This window comes from Leucobacter japonicus (assembly GCF_001273855.1).
GTDB classification, from domain to species: Bacteria; Actinomycetota; Actinomycetes; order Actinomycetales; family Microbacteriaceae; genus Leucobacter; species Leucobacter japonicus.
In genome coordinates this window covers 26043-47696 of sequence record NZ_JHBX01000081.1, presented here as the reverse complement: position 1 = coordinate 47696, position 21654 = coordinate 26043, and the positions used below count along the sequence as shown (strand labels likewise).

At 65.4% G+C, this 21654-nt stretch carries 23 protein-coding genes; 11 read left to right on the top strand and 12 right to left on the bottom strand.

Translation table 11 applies throughout. The annotated features are described in order from the left end of the window. Nucleotides 1–275 precede the first annotated feature (275 nt). From AMS67_RS04305 to AMS67_RS04290, 4 genes are read left to right on the top strand one after another with little or no spacing between them, the layout of a single operon-like run. Nucleotides 276–1280 carry an ABC transporter substrate-binding protein gene (locus AMS67_RS04305; protein ID WP_053386280.1) on the top strand — a complete coding sequence of 335 codons (1005 nt, stop codon included), beginning with the start codon at nucleotides 276–278 and terminating at the stop codon, nucleotides 1278–1280. Continuing rightward, on the top strand, nucleotides 1277–2311 hold the full coding sequence (locus AMS67_RS04300) for a FecCD family ABC transporter permease (RefSeq protein WP_053386279.1): 1035 nt from the start codon (nucleotides 1277–1279) through the stop codon (nucleotides 2309–2311). The genes AMS67_RS04305 and AMS67_RS04300 overlap by 4 nt, the downstream gene beginning before the upstream one ends. After that, nucleotides 2308–3381: a FecCD family ABC transporter permease gene (locus tag AMS67_RS04295; RefSeq protein ID WP_053386278.1), complete on the top strand. Its 1074-nt coding sequence runs from the start codon at nucleotides 2308–2310 to the stop codon at nucleotides 3379–3381. The genes AMS67_RS04300 and AMS67_RS04295 overlap by 4 nt, the downstream gene beginning before the upstream one ends. Next, the gene (locus AMS67_RS04290; RefSeq protein ID WP_053386277.1) at nucleotides 3378–4214 is read left to right on the top strand and encodes an ABC transporter ATP-binding protein; all 837 of its coding nucleotides are present in this window, start codon (nucleotides 3378–3380) and stop codon (nucleotides 4212–4214) included. The genes AMS67_RS04295 and AMS67_RS04290 overlap by 4 nt, the downstream gene beginning before the upstream one ends. Here the strand turns inward: AMS67_RS04290 and AMS67_RS04285 are convergent. Next, nucleotides 4190–4603, bottom strand: coding sequence for a DUF1801 domain-containing protein (locus AMS67_RS04285; protein WP_053386276.1), 414 nt, complete (start codon nucleotides 4601–4603; stop codon nucleotides 4190–4192). The genes AMS67_RS04290 and AMS67_RS04285 overlap by 25 nt on opposite strands. A gap of 234 nt (nucleotides 4604–4837) precedes the next feature. Between AMS67_RS04285 and AMS67_RS04280 the strand changes: the two genes are divergently transcribed. Beyond that, nucleotides 4838–6157 (top strand): MFS transporter, encoded by a 1320-nt coding sequence (locus AMS67_RS04280; protein WP_075201222.1) that lies wholly within the window; start codon nucleotides 4838–4840, stop codon nucleotides 6155–6157. Continuing rightward, a complete protein-coding gene (locus tag AMS67_RS04275; RefSeq protein WP_053386275.1) occupies nucleotides 6154–7656 on the top strand; it encodes a class I adenylate-forming enzyme family protein in 1503 nt (500 codons plus the stop codon). Before AMS67_RS04280 ends, AMS67_RS04275 begins: the two co-directional genes overlap by 4 nt. A gap of 22 nt (nucleotides 7657–7678) precedes the next feature. On the opposite strand, the gene AMS67_RS04270 is transcribed toward AMS67_RS04275, so the two are convergent. Then, entirely contained in the window at nucleotides 7679–8752 is a 1074-nt protein-coding gene (locus AMS67_RS04270; RefSeq protein WP_053386274.1) for an alanine racemase, read from the bottom strand. A gap of 59 nt (nucleotides 8753–8811) precedes the next feature. Between AMS67_RS04270 and AMS67_RS04265 the strand changes: the two genes are divergently transcribed. Continuing rightward, entirely contained in the window at nucleotides 8812–9252 is a 441-nt protein-coding gene (locus AMS67_RS04265) for a MarR family winged helix-turn-helix transcriptional regulator (protein ID WP_053386273.1), read from the top strand. Between the two features lie 168 nt (nucleotides 9253–9420). Further along, the gene (locus AMS67_RS04260) at nucleotides 9421–10887 is read left to right on the top strand and encodes an MATE family efflux transporter (RefSeq protein ID WP_156316532.1); all 1467 of its coding nucleotides are present in this window, start codon (nucleotides 9421–9423) and stop codon (nucleotides 10885–10887) included. 23 nt (nucleotides 10888–10910) lie between these two features. Here the strand turns inward: AMS67_RS04260 and AMS67_RS04255 are convergent, their stop codons facing one another. Then, on the bottom strand, nucleotides 10911–11558 hold the full coding sequence (locus AMS67_RS04255; RefSeq protein WP_156316531.1) for a hypothetical protein: 648 nt from the start codon (nucleotides 11556–11558) through the stop codon (nucleotides 10911–10913). A 252-nt stretch (nucleotides 11559–11810) separates the two neighbouring features. Here AMS67_RS04255 and AMS67_RS04250 point away from each other — a divergent pair, with 252 nt between their 5' ends. The 3 genes from AMS67_RS04250 (at nucleotide 11811) to AMS67_RS04240 (ending at nucleotide 13724) form a co-directional block, all read left to right on the top strand. Further along, a complete protein-coding gene (locus tag AMS67_RS04250; RefSeq protein ID WP_053386271.1) occupies nucleotides 11811–12122 on the top strand; it encodes a DUF2853 family protein in 312 nt (103 codons plus the stop codon). A gap of 115 nt (nucleotides 12123–12237) precedes the next feature. Continuing rightward, complete coding sequence (locus tag AMS67_RS04245) at nucleotides 12238–13080, top strand: alpha/beta fold hydrolase (protein ID WP_162230813.1); 843 nt, start codon at nucleotides 12238–12240, stop codon at nucleotides 13078–13080. A gap of 32 nt (nucleotides 13081–13112) precedes the next feature. Then, nucleotides 13113–13724 carry a TetR/AcrR family transcriptional regulator gene (locus tag AMS67_RS04240; RefSeq protein WP_053386269.1) on the top strand — a complete coding sequence of 204 codons (612 nt, stop codon included), beginning with the start codon at nucleotides 13113–13115 and terminating at the stop codon, nucleotides 13722–13724. Between the two features lie 3 nt (nucleotides 13725–13727). On the opposite strand, the gene AMS67_RS04235 is transcribed toward AMS67_RS04240, so the two are convergent. From AMS67_RS04235 to AMS67_RS04205, 9 genes are all read right to left on the bottom strand, one after another. Then, entirely contained in the window at nucleotides 13728–15353 is a 1626-nt protein-coding gene (locus tag AMS67_RS04235; protein ID WP_241487986.1) for an MFS transporter, read from the bottom strand. After that, complete coding sequence (gene glsA / locus AMS67_RS04230; protein WP_053386268.1) at nucleotides 15353–16408, bottom strand: glutaminase A; 1056 nt, start codon at nucleotides 16406–16408, stop codon at nucleotides 15353–15355. The genes AMS67_RS04235 and glsA overlap by 1 nt, the downstream gene beginning before the upstream one ends. Nucleotides 16409–16551: 143 nt before the next feature. Then, a complete protein-coding gene (gene arr / locus AMS67_RS04225; protein WP_053386267.1) occupies nucleotides 16552–16974 on the bottom strand; it encodes an NAD(+)--rifampin ADP-ribosyltransferase in 423 nt (140 codons plus the stop codon). A gap of 164 nt (nucleotides 16975–17138) precedes the next feature. Continuing rightward, nucleotides 17139–17507: a hypothetical protein gene (locus AMS67_RS17245; RefSeq protein WP_156316530.1), complete on the bottom strand. Its 369-nt coding sequence runs from the start codon at nucleotides 17505–17507 to the stop codon at nucleotides 17139–17141. A gap of 5 nt (nucleotides 17508–17512) precedes the next feature. Next, nucleotides 17513–17746 (bottom strand): immunity protein CdiI family protein, encoded by a 234-nt coding sequence (locus AMS67_RS18415; RefSeq protein ID WP_503100487.1) that lies wholly within the window; start codon nucleotides 17744–17746, stop codon nucleotides 17513–17515. 308 nt (nucleotides 17747–18054) lie between these two features. After that, a complete protein-coding gene (locus AMS67_RS04220; RefSeq protein WP_156316529.1) occupies nucleotides 18055–18402 on the bottom strand; it encodes an immunity protein CdiI family protein in 348 nt (115 codons plus the stop codon). A gap of 8 nt (nucleotides 18403–18410) precedes the next feature. Beyond that, complete coding sequence (locus AMS67_RS17810; RefSeq protein ID WP_053386265.1) at nucleotides 18411–19055, bottom strand: hypothetical protein; 645 nt, start codon at nucleotides 19053–19055, stop codon at nucleotides 18411–18413. A 22-nt stretch (nucleotides 19056–19077) separates the two neighbouring features. Further along, nucleotides 19078–19641, bottom strand: coding sequence for a hypothetical protein (locus AMS67_RS04210; protein WP_156316528.1), 564 nt, complete (start codon nucleotides 19639–19641; stop codon nucleotides 19078–19080). A 16-nt stretch (nucleotides 19642–19657) separates the two neighbouring features. After that, nucleotides 19658–21454 (bottom strand): alpha/beta hydrolase, encoded by a 1797-nt coding sequence (locus AMS67_RS04205; RefSeq protein ID WP_082305282.1) that lies wholly within the window; start codon nucleotides 21452–21454, stop codon nucleotides 19658–19660. Between the last annotated feature and the right edge of the window lie 200 nt (nucleotides 21455–21654).

Genomic DNA, 21654 nt, shown 5'->3' with positions numbered 1-21654 from the left:
ATTGCAGTGCGCACCTCGGCGATTGCTGCGGTGCGGTGTGAGCAAGTTCCCCGACGACCCGCGTGCGCGGCCCGACCCCTCACGTTGAATGACACGGCAAATGCGCGGGATCGTGACGCGCGAATTGAAACCATTCATTTTTTGAACCCAAATCCCGCTTCGCACGCGTATGAACCGCGCGGCGACGGGCTCGCGCAACGAACACTGCACCAAAGATCAGATGAAGGTATGCTGATGCTCGCTTTGCCCCGCGATCCACTCTGGAAAGGCCCACCGTGCACCGACGCCCCCGCCTGCTCACCGCTCTCGCCGCCGCCGCGGTTGCCGCAGTCGCCCTCGCTGGCTGCTCCGGCACCGCCACCGCGCAGAGCTCCGACGCCGATGCCGCCTGGAGCTACGATTCGGGAGACGGCAAGACGTACACCGCCGATCACGTGCCGTCGCGCATCATCGCGCACGCCTACGCGGCGAAGGCGCTCATGGAGTTCGGCATCACCCCGATCGCGATCTACGCCGACGGCCCCATCACCGAAGACGTGGGTCTGCAGGGCGCCGAGTTCGACGGCATTCCCGTGATCGGCGAGGAGTGGGGCAAGATCGACGTCGCGAAGGCGGCCGAACTCGAGCCCGACCTCATCGTGGGCGACTGGTGGCCCGCCGAAGACGCGTACTCGGGCTTCGAGGGCGGCGTCGAAGAGGAGAGCAAGAAGCTCGCCGACCTCGCACCGGTCGTCGGCCCGAGCCAGGGCGACTCCGTCGTCGATCTCATCGAGGGGTACGCCGGGCTCGCTGTGACGCTCGGTGCGGATGCGCAGGCGATCGACGACGCCCGGGCCGAGTTCGACGACGCCCGAAAGAACTTCGAGGCCGCCAACGATGAGAACCCGGGAATCTCCGCGCTCGCGATCAGCCCGTGGGATGACAACTACGCCGTCGCCGTGACCGAGTACGCCCCTGAACTGCAGGACTTCGCCAGCTGGGGCCTCAACGTCATCGATCCTGAGACACCCGATCCCGACTTTCCCTACTGGGAAACGCTGAGCATGGAGAAGGCCGACACCTACCAGCCCGACCTCCTGCTCATCGACGATCGCAACGCGAAGTCGGGCGAGCAGATCCTCGCCGACGCGCCGATCTCGAAGAGCATCTCGGCCTACGCCGCCGGGCAGACCACCTTGTGGCCCGCCTACTGGATGCACACCTACAGCGACTACACGGCGCAGCTCAATCGCCTTGCCGACGTCGTGCGCGACACCGATGCCGAGGTCGGCGCCCTGTGACGCTTGCGCTGCCGCGGCGCAGCGCGTCCCTCTCGCGAAACGCGGGGCTCACCGCCGGGTTGCTCCCCGCGGCCGCGGTGCTGGTGCTGCTCGCGGGCGCGAGCATCGCCCTCGGTTCGCGTGATGTCGCGCCGCTCGATGTGTGGCATGCGATGACCGGGGCCGCTACCGGGGCCGATGCGACGGTGATCCGCGAAATGCGCCTGCCGCGCACACTGCTCGCGATCCTCGTCGGTTCCGCGCTCGCGCTCGGCAGCACCATACTGCAGGGCGTCGCCCGCAATCCCCTCGCCGATTCGGGCGTGCTGGGCATCAACGCGGGCGCCGCAGCAGCGGTGGTGCTCGCCGCGCTGGTGTGGGGCGCGATGCCGGCGGGGCGCTCGGTCTGGTTCGCCTTCATCGGGGCTGGCATCGCCACCGTGCTCGTCTACTCCGTCGCCGCCTTCGGGTCGGAGGGCGCCACTCCAGTCAAGCTCGCGCTCGCCGGGGCCGCACTCACCGCGGTGTGCGGATCGGTGACGTCGGCGATCCTGCTCGCGGATCCCGATGCACTGAACGCGCTGCGCATGTGGCAGGTGGGGTCGCTCGCCGGCCGGTACGCGCCGATTCTGCTGCAGCTGCTGCCGTATCTCGCGATCGGCATCGTGATCGCCCTCTTCGTCGGCCGACCGCTCAACCTGCTCGCGCTCGGCGACGACCTGGCGAGCGCGCTCGGGGTGCGCACGGGCCTCACGCGCGCCCTGCTCTTCGCGCTCGTCGCGCTCTTGTGCGGTGGCGCGACCGCAGCCTGCGGCCCGATCGTGTTCGTGGGCCTGATGATCCCGCATCTCGTGCGCCTCTTCACCGGGCCCGACTACCGCTGGATTCTGCCGTACTCGGCGCTGCTCGGGCCGGTGCTCGTGCTCGGGGCCGATGTCGTCGGGCGCCTGCTGCTGCCGGTCGGCGAGGTGCCGGTCGGTGTGGTGATCGGGGTGCTCGGCGCGCCCGTGTTCGTGCTGCTCGTGCGCTTCCGCAAGTCGGTGCAGCTGTGAGCGGCGTCCTGGCTCACAAGGCCGCGGAGGCATCGCCCGAACGCACCGTACGCGAGGAGCTGCGGGCGGCCCATGCGCGTGCGCGGCACCGCATCGTGGTCGTCTGCGTCTCGCTCGCGGTCGTGATCGCGGCACTGTTCATCGCTGCGCTGATGGCGGGCAGTCAGGTGCTCACCCCCGGCGAGGCGGTGGGCGGGATCACCGGAACCGGTGCGCCCTCCACCGTGTTCGTGGTGCGCGAGCTGCGGCTGCCCCGGGCGCTCACCGCCGCACTCGTCGGGCTGGCACTCGGCGCCGCCGGCACGCTCTTCCAACGCGTGCTCGGCAACCCACTCGCCTCGCCCGACTTCCTCGGCGTCAGCGCCGGCGCCGGCACCGTCACCGCCGGGGCGCTCGTGCTCGGCGGCGTCTCGGGGCTCGCACTCCCCGGGTTTGCGCTGCTTGGCGGCTTCGGCTCCGCCGCCCTCATCTACGCGATCGCGTGGCGCCGCGGGGTGTCGGAGTACCGCTTCATTCTGGTCGGCATCGGTGTCGCAACCTTCGCGAGTTCCATCACCTCGTACCTGGTCGCCCGCGCCGAATTCAGCGATGCCCGAGCCGCGCTCACCTGGCTCACCGGGTCGGTGGGCATGGCCACGCCCGAGCTCATCGCACTCCTCGCCGGAGCGCTCGTGCTGTTCGTACCCGTCGGCTGGGCGATCGCGCGCCTGCTGCGGCGCCTCGAGCTCGGCGAGGAGACTGCGCGCATGCTCGGTGCGCGGGTCGAGCGCGACCGCTTCGTGATTCTGGGGGCCGCGGTGGTGCTGGTCTCGATCGCCACGGCTACGGTCGGGCCGATCATGTTTATCGCCATGCTCGCCGGTCCGATCGCGCAGGTGCTGCTCGGCTCCGCGGGACGCAGCATCCTCGCTGCAGCCCTCACCGGTGCCGTGCTCATGCAGAGCGCCGATCTCATCGCGCAGCACGCCCTCCCCTGGCCGATCTCCACCGGAGTCGTCACCGGAGTATTCGGCGCCCCCTACATCGCCGCCATGCTCATCCGCACCGCCCGAAAGGCTCAAATCCGATGACCGTCGACCACACGCTCGAAGCCCGGGAGCTGACGCTCGGCTACGACCAGCGCACCATCGTCGACGGCCTCAACCTCGTCGTGCCGGGCGGCGCCGTCTCCGTGATCATCGGCGCCAATGCCTCGGGCAAATCCACGCTGCTGCGCGGCCTCGCGCGGCTGCTCGCGCCGAGCACGGGCGAGGTACTGCTCGACGGCGCCCCCATCGCACGCGTCCCCTCGCGCGAGCTCGCCCGGGTCATCGGCATGCTGCCTCAGTCACCCGTCGCCCCCGACGGCATCACCGTCTCCGACCTCGTCGGGCGCGGGCGGCACCCCCATCAGGGCTGGTTCCGCAAGTGGTCGACCGCCGATGAAGCGGCGGTGGCCGATGCGCTCACCGCCACGCGCACTGCCGATCTCGCCTCGCGCCAGCTTTCCGAGCTCTCGGGCGGCCAGCGCCAGCGCGTGTGGATCGCGATGGCGCTGGCGCAGGAGACCGACATCTTGCTGCTCGACGAGCCCACCACGTTCCTCGACATCAACCACCAGATCGAGCTGCTCGACCTGCTCACCGAGCTCAACGCCGCCCGAGGCACCACGATCGTCATCGTGCTCCACGAACTCAACCTCGCCGCTCGCTACGCCGACCACCTGATCGCCATGCGGCAGGGGCACATCGTCGCGCAGGGCACCCCGGCCGAGGTCGTGACCGAGCAGACGATTCGCGAGGTATTTGACCTGCCGAGCGAGATCATCGCGGATCCGCAGACCGGGTCCCCGCTCGTCGTCCCCCGGGTGCGCGCTTCAGCTCCAGAAACGGTCCCGGCTCAGCCGAGCACCGGCAGCGCCTGAATCCAGGCGCGCACCGCGCGCTCGAACGACTGCAGTGCATCATCGATCTCCGCGTTCGAAGCGAATGTGATGATCTCGCGGTTGCGGCCCGCTCGGCGTGAACGCCTGCCAACCGGCTCAACCGAGATCTCGGCGATATCGAGGCGCTCCTTCGCGCCCGTGTGCAGAATGACCTGCAGCTGATCGGGGCGTCGCATACTGAACGTCGCGAAGTCGATGGTGTTCCACGTGAAACTGGGCGCCTGCCACTTCACCGATTCGGTCACCCCCGCATCTGCGCTGAGGATCGCACGGCGCACCGAACGAGCACCGTCGGCGAGCGCGTGCGGGTGCGCCGCGAACCAGGCCTCAACTGGCCCTGTCCCTGCACCTGCGCCTTCGTCCACCATGCCTGCCCCACTCCGCGTGAATTGCGACTCCGCCGAACTCACACGAAGCCTACATCTCGCTGAGACGCCCACTTCGTGACCCATCCACCCGGCGCCCCCACCAGGCAACCCGCAGCCCGACGGGCGCTTCTCGCATGACTTTCATTCTGATATTTCGGATTCTAAAAATTCCTGCTACGCTTCAAATGTCGCGTTTTAGTATTTTGTAATATTAGTATTGATGAAAGGTTACCCATGAGCCACACGAAGCCCGCCCCGATGCGCAAGCGAGTTCGCGGACGCGTGCTGTTCATGCTGTGCATCATGTACGGAATCTCGTACATCGATCGCACCAATATCTCTACGGCCTTGCCGTTCATCAAAGAAGACCTCGGCCTCACCGACACCACTGCCGGGTACGTCATTGCCGCGTTCGCGTTGCCATATGCGTTTCTGCAGATCTTCGGCGGCGCGATCGGCGGACGCATCGGACCGCGCAAGATGCTGGCCGCCGTGGCCATCCTCTGGGGCGTCGCGACGGTCCTCACCGGGTTCAGCGTCGGCGTGCTATCGCTGATCGGCGCCCGTCTACTGCTCGGCCTCACCGAGGCCGCTGCCTTCCCCACCGCAACGCAGGCGATGAGCCGCTGGATTCCGCTCTCGCGCAACGGCTTCGCCCAGGGCATCACCCATTCGGCCGCGCGCCTCGGCAATGCACTGGCACCGCTCATCGTCGCTGGGCTCATCGTGCTCGCTGGCTGGCGGGTCTCGTTCTTCGCCGTTGCCGCATTGAGCGTTGTCTGGGCAATCGCGTGGTGGATCATGTTCCGCGACAACCCCGCTGATCACCCGAAGATGACCACGACCGAGCTCACTGAACTCGGCGACCTGCGCACCGATCGCAAGAGCACGGTCAAGGCACCCAAGACACCGTGGAAGCAGCTCGTTCCGCAAATTCTCCCCGTCACACTCGTCGACTTCGGCTACGGCTGGACGCTCTGGGTCTTCCTGACCTGGCTGCCGACCTTCCTCAGCGACTCCTACGGACTCGGCATCGGCGGCTTCGCGCTCTACACCTCCGTGATCTTGCTGGCCGGTGTGGTCGGCGACACGGTAGGCGGTGTGCTGAGCGACCGTGTCGCGGCGCGCGGCGGCGACCTGCGGCATGGACGACGCGTCATCCTCGTCATCGGCCTCGGCGGGGCGCTCATCTGCCTGACTCCGCTGCTCTTTGCGCAGAGCCTGCTGGTGGCAACCGTTGCCCTGACCCTGTCGTTCTTCTTCCTCGAACTGTGCAATGCGAATTTGTGGGCCATCCCCATGGATGTTGCTCCGCAGTGGTCGGGCGCGGCTTCTGGCCTCATGAACACCGGCTTCGGCATCGCGGGCGTCATGTCGCCGATCGTCTTCGGCACCCTGATCGACGCCTCCGGCTGGGTCGCACCGTTCGCCCTCTCGATCGGCCTGCTCGGCCTCTCCATGGCCGTCGCCTGGTTCATGAATCCGAAGCACGTACGGTCGCACGACGGCGTCATCACCGTGACCGATACTCGAAAGCAGGCACAGACCTCATGAGCGAACTCCGCATTGCCGACCTGACCCGTGTACGCGCCGAGCAGTCTCCGGCGCACCCCTACCTCGAAGATGCTCGCTCCGAGCGCAGCATCACCTATGCGGAGATCGATGCCTTGATCTCTCGATGGGTGCATCAGCTCCAACAGTTGCGCGTCGCGCCCGCCGGTGCGGTACTCATCGACGTCCGCGACCCCCTCGCATTCGCCGTCGCGCACCTCTCGGTGATTGCTTCGGGCCGCTGCGCTCTCCCGGTCGACACGAACAAACCGACCACCGAGCTGCACCGTCTCGATGATCTCATCGGCGGCGCTGCGGCGGTAGTGTCCGATGAGCGTTACGCGGCCCTGCCCGATGCGTTGCCCGGAGTTCCCGCGATCCGCGTCGATACGACGACGTTCCTCCCCAGCGCTTCCACACCTGGCGACCGCACGTGCAGCTCCGCACCGGCAGGCGACGAGGGCTCTACCGTCCTCTTCACTTCCGGGTCAACGGGGACGCCGAAGGGCGTCGGCCTCCCTGAGTCGCAGCTGCTCTTCGTAGCGCACGGTGTCGCCGCCCACAATCGGCTCACTCCCGAAGATCGCGGCTTCAACTCTCTGCCGCTCTTCCATGTGAACGCGGAGGTCGTGGGCCTCCTCGCCACGCTGGTGTCGGGGTCGACCCTCGTACTCGATCAAGCGTTCCACCGCACCGGCTTCTGGGAACTTCTCGAGGCTCGGCGCATCACCTGGCTGAACGCCGTCCCCGCGATCCTCTCCGTCCTCGCGAAGACCGGGGCTCTCGAGGTGCCGTCTCGCGTCCGGTTCATCCGATGCGCCTCCGCACCGCTCCCCGAGCCGATCCGTGCCGCTTTCTCGGGCGTGCCGCTCGTCATCAGCTGGGGGATGACCGAGGGTGCGTCGCAGATCGCTGCGACCCCGCTCGACGCCCCGGCACGACCCGGTTCCGTCGGCGTGCCGATCGGTGCGGAGGTGCAGGTCCGAGACGCTGCGGGAACTCGACTTGCCTCCGGCGAGATCGGCGCACTGTGGATCCGCGGTCGCGGCGTGGTCGGCTCCTACCTGTTCGGCCGAGCCGCTGAGCGCTTCGACGCTGAAGGCTGGCTCTGCACCGGTGACATCGGCTTCGTCTCCGCAGACGGTTGGGTCTCGCTCGTCGGTCGCAGCGATGACGTCATCAATCGTGGCGGCGAAAAGCTCTACCCTGCGGAGATAGAGGAGGCCTTGCTGAGCCATGCCGATGCGCTCGAGGTCGTGGTCGTGCCGCGACCCGACGAAGTACTCGGCGCCGTGCCCGTGGCCTACGTCATCATCGATTCCGACTCCGATCTCGATGCCGATGCGCTGCATGGTTCGCTCACCGAGCTCGTCGAGGTCCGCTTGGCACGCACCCACCGCCCGCGCGAGATCTTCATCGTCTCAGACCTGCCGCGGGCCGCGACCGGCAAGATTCAACGCAGCACGGTGCGCGACATGGCGGCGTTGACCGGAATCGCGTGACCAATCGGCCTGGCCGGCATGTTCACGTGTTGCACCCGCGCGCATCGACCGGCCAGGTTTCGACTCGTCCGTCGCCACTGACGCACGCATAGGCGTCGCTGAGGTTCACCGCGACGCACACGTGATTCGGCACCAATCGCACCCGTGTGCCGATGGGTGCATCGAGCCCGGCAATGGTTGCGTGGTGCTCGGAAAGGGCGGTGATGCGCGCTTCGGGGTGATCGAGCACCCGCCCGAATCCGGTCGCGTAGGCTCCGCGATCCGTCGCCAGCATCTTGCTGCCGGCATCCGCGATGACGTGCGCGTCGGTGCGCGAGACCACCGTCGCCAGCACCTGCACGGCGATCTGCGCAGGCTCCATCGCGCCGAGCTCCCACTGCTGGGCGTCGCCGAGTGCGTAGACCCCGGGGCGCAGCTCGGTGAGCACGTCCGCATCGGCGAATGCGGCGGAGGGCGAGGATCCTCCGCTCAGCACCGCGACATCGACGCCCGCGCCGGTCAACGATTCGGCGGCTGCGGCGAGCGCGCGTGCTTCGTCGCGGGCGGCGGCCTGCCGAGCCTCGGGGTGGTAGCTGTGCCCCGGAAAGGTGAAGGCGCCCACAACACGGAGCCCGAGCGTCTGCGCCGCGGCGGCGATCTCGCCCGCGCTCTCGGGGCGCACTCCGCTGCGGTGGTGCCCGGAGTCGACTTCGACGAGCAGCTCGAGGCGATCACGCAGCTCCGCGGGCACCGCCTCGGCGAGCTGCACGGCCGACGCTGCCGAGTCGACGCCGATGCGCACCCGCGCGAGGGTGAGCAATTCGTGCACCATCGGGCGCTTCGCCGCATCGATCCACACGGTGTAGGCGATGCAGAGGTCGTCGAAGCCCGCGCGCGCGAACACGAGCGCCTCAGAGATCGTGGCAACCGTGAGCCCCACGGCACCTGCAGCGATCTGGCGGCGGGCGATCTCGATCGACTTGTGCGTTTTCGCGTGTGGCCTCAGTGCAATGCCCTGGGCACGCGCCCACCCCGCCATGCGGTCGATATTCGCCTGGAGCACGGCCTCATCGAGCAGCAGGGCCGGGGTCGGGAGTGCGTCGAGTGCGGTGTTCATGGCGCCAGCGTAGCAACCATCGGTTGACAGTTTGAGATCTAACGGTTAGTGTTCTAACCATGAACGAACGACCGAGCTTCGATACCCCGCTCCAGCTGATGCGCTGGATCGGATGGGCGCAGCGCAAGGGCGCCGAAGAATGGGTGCGCGAGCGCGAGCTGACCCAGGAGCAGAGCTTCGTGCTCGGGTACCTGCAGCAGCAGCCGGGCGCGATTCAGCGCGACATCGCTGAGATCACGCGCACCAGTGCTGCGAGCGTCTCGAGTCTGCTCCAGGGGCTCGAACGACGCGGGCTCATCGAGCGACGCCCCGACGCCGAGAACGGCCGCACCAAACTCGTCTTCGCGACCCCCGAGGGCGTCGCCCTCATCGCCGGCTTCGCCGACGCCATGCACGCCCTCGACGACGGCTTGCTCGCACCGCTCGACCCGAACGAACGCGAGCAACTGCGACTCCTCCTGACCAAGATCACCGCGGAGCTGCCCGAGCCGACCCGCTAGCGGTCCGCACCCCCCACACCTGCTGAACCCGACCGCGGCGCTCCGAGCGTCAGGGGTCGAATCGGTGCGCCCGCACGAGCGCCCGCACCGCCGGCGCTGCGCCATGCCCGAAACCGGGCGGCGCAGCGCCGCCCGAAACGCACCCGGATCTCACAGATCGGAATCCCCATGACCACCATCGACCCCACCATCGAGCCCGTCGCGCAGACCGCCGAACCCACTCCCGACTCCGCCGCGGCCAAGAATCGCCGCATCCTCTCCTCCGCCCCGATCTTCAGCGCGCTCGTGCACCTCTGCGTGCCGATGGCCGCCGCAATGGTCGTCGGCGCCGTCTACAACGTCATCAACGCCGGCTTCATCGGCGCTCAGCACGACACGAGCCTGCTCGCCGCCATCACGTTCGGCACCCCGCTGCTCGGCCTCATCATGGCGGTCGGCGGCGTCTTCGGTGTCGGCGGCAGCACACTGATGTCGCGCCTGCTCGGCGCTTCCGAGCACGACCCTGCCCGTGCCGCCGACATCAAGCGCGTTGCCGCGTTCGCCCTGTGGGGCGCGGTCATCACGGGCGTGCTGCTCGGCGCGATCGGCCTCCTGCTCCTCGACCCCCTGGTCGCGGCCCTCGGCGCCGACGCGGCGGCGGCCACCGCAACCGCGTCTTACGTCGCCGTGATGCTCGCGTTCATGCCGGTGCTCGTCGCCGCCTTCGCGCTCGAACAGATCGTGCGCTCCGAGGGCGCCGCACGCCAGGCGATGGTCGGCATGATAATCTCGACCGTCGGCAACCTCGTCTTCGACGTCCTCTTCATCCTGGTGCTGCACTGGGGCGTGGCGGGTGCTGCGCTCGCCATCGGTCTCGGCAACGTCGCGAGCATCGTCTACTGGCTCGTCTGGCTGCACCGCAACAGCGCGAATGTCAGCTTCGCGCCCCGCTGGTTCACGCTGCGCGGCGACATCGTGAAGCCGGTGTTCGGCATCGGCGCGAGCGAACTGGTGCAGGCATCGTTCCTCATCGTCACCACGCTCGTGCTCAACCACCTCGCGGCAGCCTACGGCGACGATGCGCTGGCGGCCATGGGCGTCGCGGTGCGCATCGCACAGGTGCCCGAGTTCCTCGTCATGGGCGTCACCATCGGCGTGCTGCCGCTGCTCGCCTACACGTTCGGCAAGGGCGACGGCGCACGCCTGAACGCGGCGCTCCGCGGCGCTGCCCTCACGGTCGGCACCATCGTCCTCGTATTCTCGGGCACCGTCTTCATCTTCCGTGAGCAGGTGTTCACCGCCTTCTCCACCGACCACTCGGTGCTCGCGATCGGCCTGGTGATCCTGACCGCGCAGTTGGTCGCCACCATCGTCAACGGATTCACCGGCCTCCTCACCTCCCTGTTTCAGGCGACCGGCCTCGTCGCGCCGGCGATGGGCATCTCGCTCGCCCAGGGCGTGCTGTTCATTCCAATCGTGCTGCTGGGCAACGCCTGGTTCGGGCTCGGCGGCATCATCTGGGCGCTCACCGTAACCGAGGTGCTCGTGTTCGTCGCGGGCGCCATGCTGTGGCTCGCGAATCGGCGCCGGATCGCCTCGGGTCTCACCGAGGGCAGCCCCGAGCGGGCAGCCGCAGCGCTCGAGCCCGCGGCGTGACCCAGCCCCGGGTGCGTCGCCCCTCAGTTGCCGTACACCTCGGCAAACCCCGCCTCCCACTGCGGGGCGTCGGCCGGGCAGAGAAAGCCGGTGCCGAACACCATGATGCTCGCGACGTTGCGCTCGGCCACCGCCCGCTGATCGTCGGGAAGCGTGTCGGGCACGAGGGCCGGCAGCAGCGGTTCCGTCTGGAAGTGCGAGATGAACGTGTCGGTGTCGACCTCGTGCCCGTTGAGAATCGACGTCTCGCACGCGTCGGCGGCGAGCGCCAGGGCTGCGTGCTCCGCCTCGGGTGTCCAGGTGCCGCCCTGCGACTCGACGTAACTCCGCTGCTGACTGATGAATTCTTGCTGCTGCGGGGTGACCGCGGTCAATAGTGAGCCGTCGAGCGGCAACTGCTGGTCTCGGAAGAACTGCTCGCGCTCCGCGAAGGCGTCGCCGAGATCATCGCCGACGCCGCCACTCACCGCGTCGTCGTCTGCTTCCGGAATGGGCGACGACGCGGTGGGTGCAGGGGTCGCATCGGGGTTCGGTGACTGCGAGGCCTTCGACCCGCCACCACTCGCAAGCGCGATCATGTCGGGGAGCGAGACGCACCCGGTGAGCGCGGTAGCGCCGAGCAGCGTCGCCGCCGCCGCGAGGCCGACACGGAACTTCGGTTTCGCATGCATGCGCGGGTCCATTCTGATCGTCTGGCGGTCGAGGCCGGGTGATCCGGCACCGTTCTGGCAACCTACTCCAGCAACCGCGAACCCACCAGGGGTCGCTCGGCCGCATCCGAGATACGTCGTGCGCCGACCCGAGCCGCAACTGAATATTCACCGTCAGTCTCGCCGCAGTGCACCGAACGCCTCCATACTGATCGCGAGTACCCACTCCAATCGCGCGGCACCGACCGGCGCCGCGCCCAGAAGGGAACACCGATGAGCGCACTCTCAGACATCCGCCTCTACGCCCCCGACGCCGACGAGGCCGTGGTCGCGAAGTTCGAGACCACCTATGCCCTCGCGCTGCAGAACGCCGACGCGCGTCTCGTCGCGTTCAGCGACCCGGCAGAGCTCGCCACGGTGCGCGAGAACTTCGTGCGCGGCAAGCTCGGCGTCACCGCTTCTGACGCAGAGATCGATGCGGCCATCGCAGCCATCGGCGAGCGTGTTCCCGGTCGCCGTCAGCGCCTCACCGTCTACTACCTGCTCGCCGAGCACTACGGCAAGCTCTCCGTCTTCGGCGGCTGAGGCTGCCCGGCGGCTGTATTTGCCAACGGCGCGCCCGTCGTTCAGCACTCTTGCACCGCGGCCCACGGTGACGTGGGTGTCACAAGCGTGTCCGCGCGCGGAGTAGCCTGGAATGATGACCATCGCTCTGGCACTTGATGCACCCGCCGACCGTTCGCCCGCCGACGCCCTGTTGGCCGAGGCACGCTCGGCGCGCGCCGACGACGGCACCGAACTGCGCTGGTTCTCCCACGGCTCCGGTGAGACCGTGCTGCTGCTGCAGGGCCAAGCAACCTCAGCGCTCGGGTGGGAGCCCGTCGCGCGACGCCTCGCCACCGAATTCCGGGTGATCAGACTCGAGCAGCGCGGCATCGCGGGCACCGACCCCGGCGACCCCGATGAACTGAGCACCCGGACTCTCGCCAGCGATGCGCGCGCCGTGCTCGACGCGGCCGGCATTGAGGTCGCGCACGTCGTGGGGCACTCGATGGGCGGCAAGGTCGCTCAGTGGGTCGCGATCGATGCCCCCGAGCGGGTGCAGTCGCTGAGCCTGCTCGCCACGAGCCTTGGAGAGTCCGATGGTGAGGCACGAGATGAGGATGCATTCCGCATCATGTACGGCGGCACCCGCGCCGAACGATCGGCCCTGTTCTTCCACGAGCACTGGGCGAGCGCACATCTCACCGAGGTGCGCCAGTTCTTCACGATCGAGGGGCAGCATCCCACGCTCCGCGCGCTCAAGCGCGCAACTCAGCAGCACGATACGGTGCAGCACGCCGGCCGCATCACCGCGCCGACGATCGTGCTGCACGGCGACGGTGATCGCATCGTGCCGCAGACGTCGGCCGAACTGCTCGCCGACACGATCGCCGGCGCAGACCTGCGCGTCTTCGAAGATCAGCTGCACGGCCTGCACCTCGAGAGCGACGCCGCCATCACGCTGGTGCACGACTTCATCGCCGCAAACGCCACCGACTGAATCACCGGCACCGCCCGGTTTATACTCCGAATATGAGCCCGGAAGCGAATGAGCCGCGGGGTGACGTGCGGCAGACGCTCATCGAAGCGGCACTCGCGGTCGTCTCTGAGGTCGGAATCGCAAAGACCACCACACGTCGCATCGCCGAGGCCGCTGGCTTGCCTCTTGGCAGTCTGCACTACTGGTTCGCGTCGAAAGAAGAGCTGCTCGACGCAGTCGCCGCGCACCTGCTCGACGGCGTCTCGCACACGCTCGCGGCCGACGCGCCCCGCGAGACGCTCGCCGCACAGCTCGACTGGCTGCTCGAGAGTTCGCTCTCCCCACCGGTTGACGCGCACCTCGCGTTCTACGACATCACGGGGTACGCGATCCGTCGCGGCAACGTGCAGCTTACGCAGCGCATGCAGCAGCACATCCGCGAGAACTGTGAGCTCGCGCTCGAACCTTGGCGGCAGGCGCTCGAAGTGCAACGCCCCGGCAGCTTCGAACGATTGATCGTGCTGGTGAAGGGGTACTGCGTCGGAGCCTGGTTCGCCCACGTGACGCAGGATCGCTCGGACCTCGCCGCCAGCCTGCGCTTTCTCGGCGAGCTGCTCGGCGACATCCCGCGCACCGCTACCGCACCTTCTGCGACGGCCGCTTAGCGCTCAGGCCTGCTCCGGGTCCGGGATCTCCTCGGGTCGGTAACGCGGCAGCCGCGACGCGGGCAGCGCCGCGATCGCGCTGATGCCGGCGAGAATCAGGAAGCCGAACTTCAGCGTACGCAGCCGCTGCTCCTCGTTCAACGCAACGGCCGCCTCGACCTGCTCGGGGGTCGCCGTGGTCGAGTCGAGCGCGGCGCGCAACTCGTCGTTGCCGACGAAGTTGACGGTGTCGAGATCCACCTGCGACACGAGTTCGGCTGGCAGCTCCGGGTGATCCTGCACCGATTGCGCGACGCCGGCCGTGAGCAGCGTCACGAGCACCGCACCCATCACCGCGGTGCCCACCGCTGAAGCGAGATTCTGCGTCGTGCCGCGAATCGACCCGACGTCGCCCGCGAGCTCCTTCGGGGCTGCCGTCACGAGCACGTTGAAGACCAGGGTCACGAGCGCGCCCTGCCCGATGCCGAACACGATCAGCCCGACGATCGTCGGCACCGTCTCCCAGTTGTTCGTCACGACGAACGCGAGCCAGAGTAGCGCCGCGGTCGTGAGCGAGAACGAGAACAGCGCGATCGTTCGGGGCGCGAACCGACCGTAGAACCTGACGATGAGCGTGGCCGTGATGAACACCGTGAGATTGAACGGCATCATCGCGAGCGACGTGTCGAACGGGGTGCGGCCCTGCACCACCTGAATGTACGTCGGCAGCGTGAAGTTCACCGCGGCCTCCATCAGCACGATGATGAACATCGCGTAGATCGCCGCGCGCTCCTCGGGCCGATCGAGCACGCTGAGATCGACCAGCGGCGTCTTGCCCGCCCGCATTCGGCGTCGGGTCCAGCGGAAGAAGAGCTGCCCGAACACCACGCCCAGCACGATGAGCAGGGGGGCCGGCGACATGCCGAGCACGGTGAACGGGGCGCTCTCACGAGCGAGCAGGATCCCCCAGCCGTTCAGATTGTTGAAGCCGAGCGTGAGCATCACGATTGCGGCGCCGATCAGCACCGACGCCACCAGGTCGATGCGCACCGATTTGTTGCCCCGATCGGAGCGCAACCCGAAACTCAACAGGAAGACGGCGACCGCGAGGCCCAGCGTGATGAAGAAGATCGGGCGCCAGCCCACCAGCGTGCCCAGCGTGCCGCCGATCAAGAACGCGCTCACGCCCGAGAACGCGCGCGCCGATCCCAACGACCCCACCGCGGTCGCCTGCTGCTCTCCGCGGTAGTTTTCTGCGATGAGCGCCACGAGCGCCGGTACGATGATCGCGGCCGATGCGCCCGCCAGCACTTGGCCGCTGATCGCCCAGCCGATGCTCTGCGAGAAGATCATCAGCAACGACGACCCCGCGAACAGCACCACCACGACACGGAAGATCAGCACCCACCCGACCCGCTGCCCGAGCTTCGCCCCGGTCATCACGAGCGCCGCCACCGCAAGGCCATAGACCACGATCGTCGTGCTCGCCGTCGTCGGCGGCACCCCGAAGTCGGCGACCATGCCGCCCAGCGAGATCGGCAGAGCGGCGACGTTGAACGACATCAACACCTGAGCGAGGAAGAGGCCGATCATCGGCCCCCACGACCGACGCTCGGAGGTGCTCGTGGGGTCGGCGGTCGCAGTGCTCATCATGCCTCCGTGTCGTCGCTGGGGTGTGGTGCTGGGGCCGGGGCTGGGGCTGGGGCTGGCACTGGCGCTGGCTGCGACGCGAACAGGTTCAGGCCGAGCGCCCGCGAGAGGAACGCGCACACCCGCTGCCCGCGCACGCTGTTGCCGGCAGAGTCGAGCGGCGGCGAGAACACGCCGATCGCCCCTTTGCCGGGCGACACTGCGACGATGCCGCCGGCGACCCCCGACTTCGCCGGCACCCCGATTTCGTACAGCCACTCGCCCGAGCGCTCGTACATGCCGCACGATGCCAATACTGCGAGGGTGTCGCGAGCGACCTCGGCCGAGACAACTCGCTCCCCCGTAACGGGGTTCACGCCGCCGTCGGCGAGGGTCGCGCCCATCACGGCGAGATCGTGGGCCGTCACCGTGAGCGCGCACTGCCGCGTGTAGGTGTCGACGACGGCGTCGGGGTCGGTCTCGAGGCGGCCGTAGCCTTCGAGCAGCCGAGCGATGGCGCGGTTGCGCGTGTTGGTGCGCATCTCTGAGCGGTACACCTCGGCGTCGATCTCGAGTTCGCGACCCGCGAATCTGCTGAGCCCGTCGCGCACCCGCGCCCAGCGTTCGTCATGCGATGCCGCCGGCATGAGTGCAGTTGTGGCGATGGCGCCGGCGTTGACCATCGGGTTCATCGGGCAGCCGCCGTTGAGTTCGAGCGCCATGACCGAGTTGAACGGCAGGCCCGTGTTGTTCACCCCGACCCGGTCGTGCACCGCCTGATGCCCGATGGCCTCGCAGACCAGCGCGAAGACGAAGGCTTTCGAGATCGATTGGATCGAGAACGCATGGCCGGCGTCACCGTGCTCGTGCGCGCCGCCAGCAACGTCGACGACCGAAATGCCGAAGAGGTCGGGTGGCGCCTCGGCGAGAATCGGAATGTAATCGGCGACCGAGCCCTCGCGGTGCGATGCGTATCTCGCGTGGGCTTGCCGCACGAGGTCGTCGATGTCGGTTGGGGCCGGCAGCGCTCCGGTGAAGGCGCGCTGCGGCACGCCCTGTAGGTCGACTTCGAACATCCGGCCCTCCCCCGTCGGGTACCGAGATCACGATGTCTTCAGTAAACCTCTCCACGCATAAGAAACGCAATGGTGGGTTTCGGTGCGCGACGGTTCCTGCGGTGAGCCGAGGCTCGCGCGGGGTGGCGCGCGGGCGAGCAGAGTTAGTTCAGGATCTCCCCGCGCTGCTCGGGCGCCACGCTCACGATGCGATCTCGCCAGAACTGCAGGGCTTCTGGGGTCAGCCGTTTCCAGTCGGTGACCTCGCGCACGACTCGCAGCGGCGCGCTGCTGCGGTAGGAGCGGGTCGGGTTGCCGGGAAACTTCTTGTCGGTGACGTTGGGGTCGTCTTCGTATGTGCCTGTGGGCTCGACCTCGTAGACGCGGGGCGTTGCCGTACCGCCCGCGAGCTCGGCGGCGAGTTCTGCCGCGAGGCCCGCGCCATCGGCGACCGCGGTGAAGTAGATGTGCCGCATGATCACCTCGGGCCGGTAGTTCGACGGCCGACCTGCCTCGAGCAGATCACCGGGTTGCACGTCGGCGATCGTGCCGTGAAAGAAGGGGCCGGTTTCGTCTACGAGTGTCATGTAGGTCTCCGTTTCTGACGGGTTCGCCTGTTGCAGATTCGCCACACACGTCAATGGGGATGGGGCATGTCCGGGGTTTACACCCCAGCCTTGACAGCACCCCTCACCTTCGACTCCACAATGAGCGGTTCACTCGCATTGTCCCTCATTCACAAGCGTCGCGATCAAATGTTGTTGGAGCGAGATTCCAGATCCAGCAAGAACTTTTCAGGAAGGCGAAGTCGACAGAAACGGTCTACATCAGAAAACGCTTCCTCAAGGGCTTCAAGATTGTTCTCGATGAAGGTGTGATCTTTGCCACAAAATTCGGTTGTCGATACCGAATCACTCACCTGAAAGAAACAACTCAAGGAAGAAAACTGGGCGCCAGGGAATCCGAACCCGAAAACAAAACTTCCATAGAGAAGAAAACGGACATGACCACTTTCTTCGCCGTGATGCGACTCGTATCGCACCGTGTCCACGTACAAGGCTTTCTGACCGAAGTAGTGTCCTACGGTTTCCCTGTAGTCGAAAAGTCTTTCAATTGTCACGCTATCTACCTCCCTTGGTACGTGGCAAAGCTGGTGTCTGGGTTGAATTCATAACCGTCTTGGAGGAAGTTGTCGGGCAACTTGCTCTTCGCGGGGTCGTCCTGTTCGAACATCGAATCGGCTCGATCTCCCCACGTGAGCAGTTCGTGCACCACGCCAGTACTCAAACCGATTTCGTGACCATCGATGTTTTTAAGACCATACTTTCCCGACAGCCACAAGGCATATTGAGTCCACACTCAGCAATTGAGCGCCATTCGCCTCGCTCGACGCCGCCAATCTGGTATAGGCCCACCCTGACCCAGATACTGAATTCTGCTCACTCCCTCCGAGAGACACCGCAGTCGGCATACTTCGAGAAATACACGGGGGCTGAACCGAACGTTTCGATCAGCTTGTCGCACAACTCGTCAAACTTCATAGTGAGGACCAAGGTTTCAGACTGCGACCGCTACCGAGGTCTACGCCTGTCAGCGACTTTCGCAAAACTGTAACGCCTGCGAGTCGATGGGCGGTTCGCAAGTGTCGGATCCTGGTCCTCGGGGAATCAGCTCTCGAATGGCACGACATACCCATATCCACGAGTGGGGTGCCAGGTAGTGACTATCCATTCGTGGGGCAGCTCAGCACGAACTCGCCGAGCGAGTTCATAGCCATCTTCGAGGAAGTTGTCGGGCAGCTCGCTATTCGCGGGGTCGTCCTGGTCGAAAATCGAATCGGCTCGATCTCCCCACGTGAGCAGTTCGTGCACAAGGCCAGTACTCAGACCGATTTCGTGACCATCGATGTTTTCAAGTCCATACTTTCCCGACAGCCACAAGGCATATTGATTCCACTCGTAATGCACGTCGACCACTGGTGGTTCATCTGGATTCTCTACCTCGAAAGGGATCATGAAACTGTTCATTTTGAGAAGTTAGCCCCCACAATGTACCCGTTGTCACTAATAGTTATAGCAAGCCGCAAAGTCTTGCCCTCAAACTCGAACTCATAGATGGGGCGGTCGCCTTTCTTTCCTTGATTTCCGACAACCTTTCCGCTTTCGACTGCGGTACGAAGTACGTCAGGAATCTGCGCAGCACTGATGTTTCTTTGCGCAAACTCTGATCCATGAGCTTCGACGATGTGCGCGAGCCCGGAGGGGTTCTTTGTGGACGCCGACGTTGTACCCGTCTCAAGCCACACAATTCTGCCTTCCGGTGCCTTCATGATGGTGACAACCTTCTGTGGGCTGATCTTCACTCCATCACGAATGAGCTGATCAATCAGCTTCTGTCGGGTGACCGCAGTCCGCGCCACACTGCGTAAGCTCTTCAGCTTGCCCAATACCCCGAGCCCGCCAGCGAAGGTCAGCGCCACATTGACAGTGACGCGTCCGATGCTTTGCCCGACGTATCCATCCCAGTGATCCGCAGCGATGTCTTCGCGCCACATCACCTCAATCGCACGGGCCGGGTCCATGACAATCGCGTGGATGATGCCACCCCAGACCACGCCCAGCTGCTCCCACCACGGCTTCCCGTCGTGATCGATGAGGTTGTTGATCATGTACGGGATGACTCAACGTGACCTACCAAAGAATCGGGTCGCTCCACTTCGGAAACGGCATGTACACACCAGGCAACGACTCTTCGATCTCAAACGTGGCTTCAGGAATCCGGCCGATTACGGCGTTCAGTAGCTCGCTTTGATCTCCCCAATACGCCGGGCTAGACAAATTCAGCGAGTAAGACCCATTCGGTCGCACCGTATACGTGAAGTAGTAGCCCTCATCGGTTTCAGCACGCACAAGCCAATTTCCGAGCTGGTTTTGATGCACAGAAACAGGCCACCCCTGCGACGTGAAATACGCGACCATCGTGTCGGTATCTCGCTGCTCACCCCGAGCCCCAGGAGGCTGAATGATCTTAGAGACTTTCGTGTAGTAGCTGTTCTGATTATGAGCCCCGGGCATCGAACCCCGCTGCCCGGGCATCGTTGCGACGGGTGCGATACCTTTACTCCCCCAGATCCATATGCCAGTGTTTTGAGCTCGTTGCGCATCAGCCATCAAGTCTTCCAAATGCGCATACCGTTCACCGAACAGATCAAACCGCTGCTCCGGAGTCATGCTCGCCTCTTCTCCTTGCGTCATGCCCGCAGCATCCACGCTACTTCCCCCACTCATAGAACACGCCGTCACGGCCACCGAGCATCCCGCGATCAGCATCACCATCACTATCCGACGAAACCACATACTCATCCGCACCATCATTTCCCGCAACCACACCAGACATAAACGCCAAAGAACTCGTACCATCACTCAGGTAGCCCGTTTCAGAGCCCCAATTCAACAGGCTCCCCGAATGATCTTCAGTGAACATGCTGTGAGCAGTCACCCGGTACTCGCCATCCTCAGAACTGAACTCGGTCACACCCTTGATATCGATGGGATTCAGCTTCTTATCGCCCCAGTAACCGAAATTCGCAGTTTGATCGCCTTCAGCATGCGTCGAGTACATGTGATCAACATGAAGGTCAGAAATCTGCGTCCCGTTCTCGATGCCGGCCGACCCGTATGTCACGTAAGCGTCGACTTGATTCGTGATCAATTTCAGGGCCTGGGTAGCCATCGTTGACCCGTATGAATGAGCCAGCAACGTCATCTGATCGATACCACCATCGCGTGAAGCGTAGATACCGTCGATAAAGTCGGCGAGCCGTGGCGCTCCTGCATTGGCGCGATCCAAGTTCCACACACCGGCGTCACCCAGCGGCGTCCCGGGGGTGTGATACCCGTACCAGGTGACCACGGCATAAGAAGCATCTGGTTTCTCTTCATCGGCGGCTTCAAACAGTGTCTTCGCACCGTCGAGCGCATTGCCGATGCCGTCGACCGTTGACCCGATACCCGGCGCGTTCACTGCGACATTCGACGCCGCATCAACATCACCAAACGAAATAGCAGTCGTGAGCGCCCCATCGTGGTTGCCAAACCCCAGCATCTGCACCACTGGCGAACCTTTAAGGCCCTTCGCCTCTTTCAGTGCATCTTTCAGGGCCGCCTGAAGCGCCAGAGTCTGTGTCTCGAAATCGTCACGCCTCAGGTCACTCCCGTTAAACCCCATCAACTCATAGGCCACTTGCGGGTGCGAAATCGCATACTCCAGCGCCGCCCGAGACGCGATGTTTCTTGCCCATGCTGGCACTCCATCGACGTTCGCGAGCTTGAAAAGATCCTCAATTGGAAGCAGTCGCACGTCATCAGCCGAGAGTCCGAGCGCCTTCCATTGCTGAGCAGCCTCCTCGGGACTCAATCCCGCGGTCGTAAGCTGAGCAATGGCGGTGTCGAGTTCGCTCTTCTGCGATGACCGCACCGCGACCGACACGAGCGTGGCAAGTGAAATGTTGCCCCCCGGCGTGCCTAGCGGTGCGCTGATGGACCGCAGCACACCTGCCTGAGCGTTGATCGCGGCAGCACAACGCTGATCTGCGTGAAGTCGAGCTTGATCGCAATCACTCAGCGCTTGCTCGATAAGCTGCACTTCAGCGCGAGCGTCTGCGGCTTCCATGTTAAGTCGCCGCGCCTGCCACCTCGCATCTGGCGCATCACGGTCAACACTCGTGATCGCGACTGCGGCTGCGCGAACTCGAACTTCAGCGCCTGATTTGCGCACCAGCAATCGGCGGGCTTCGTGCTGAACCTCTTGCACCTCACCCGCGTATGACACGAGCGCACTGCCTACCCTCGTGCGCGCACTCGCAATACTCTGAGCGTACGATGAGATCGGCCTACAAGCTGACATCAGGCTCGTCAGCGCGGCCGCATGACCAGCTGACTGCACCTGAGAAACTCCCGCGTTCAATTGCACCATTGCCGCGTTCATTAGATCCAATTGGGACAATCGGCCACCCACTGCCGCCACAGAGCCCATTTCGCCTTGCAAAGCGATATCACCATTCGACATCAGATCATCTCTTTACACTGTGACCGCCGACGCGATTTCCGCGTCGAGAGCCCTAAATTCGGTGACCGTTGACGATGCCCATAACGCGTTCGTGTTCGACACCTGATTCGTTGCCCCGCACGCGACCCTCAAGGTCAACATGAATGCCTCTACGGCAGCAGCAACACAGTCGGCTCCGAAGTCAGCACCACTCGATACCG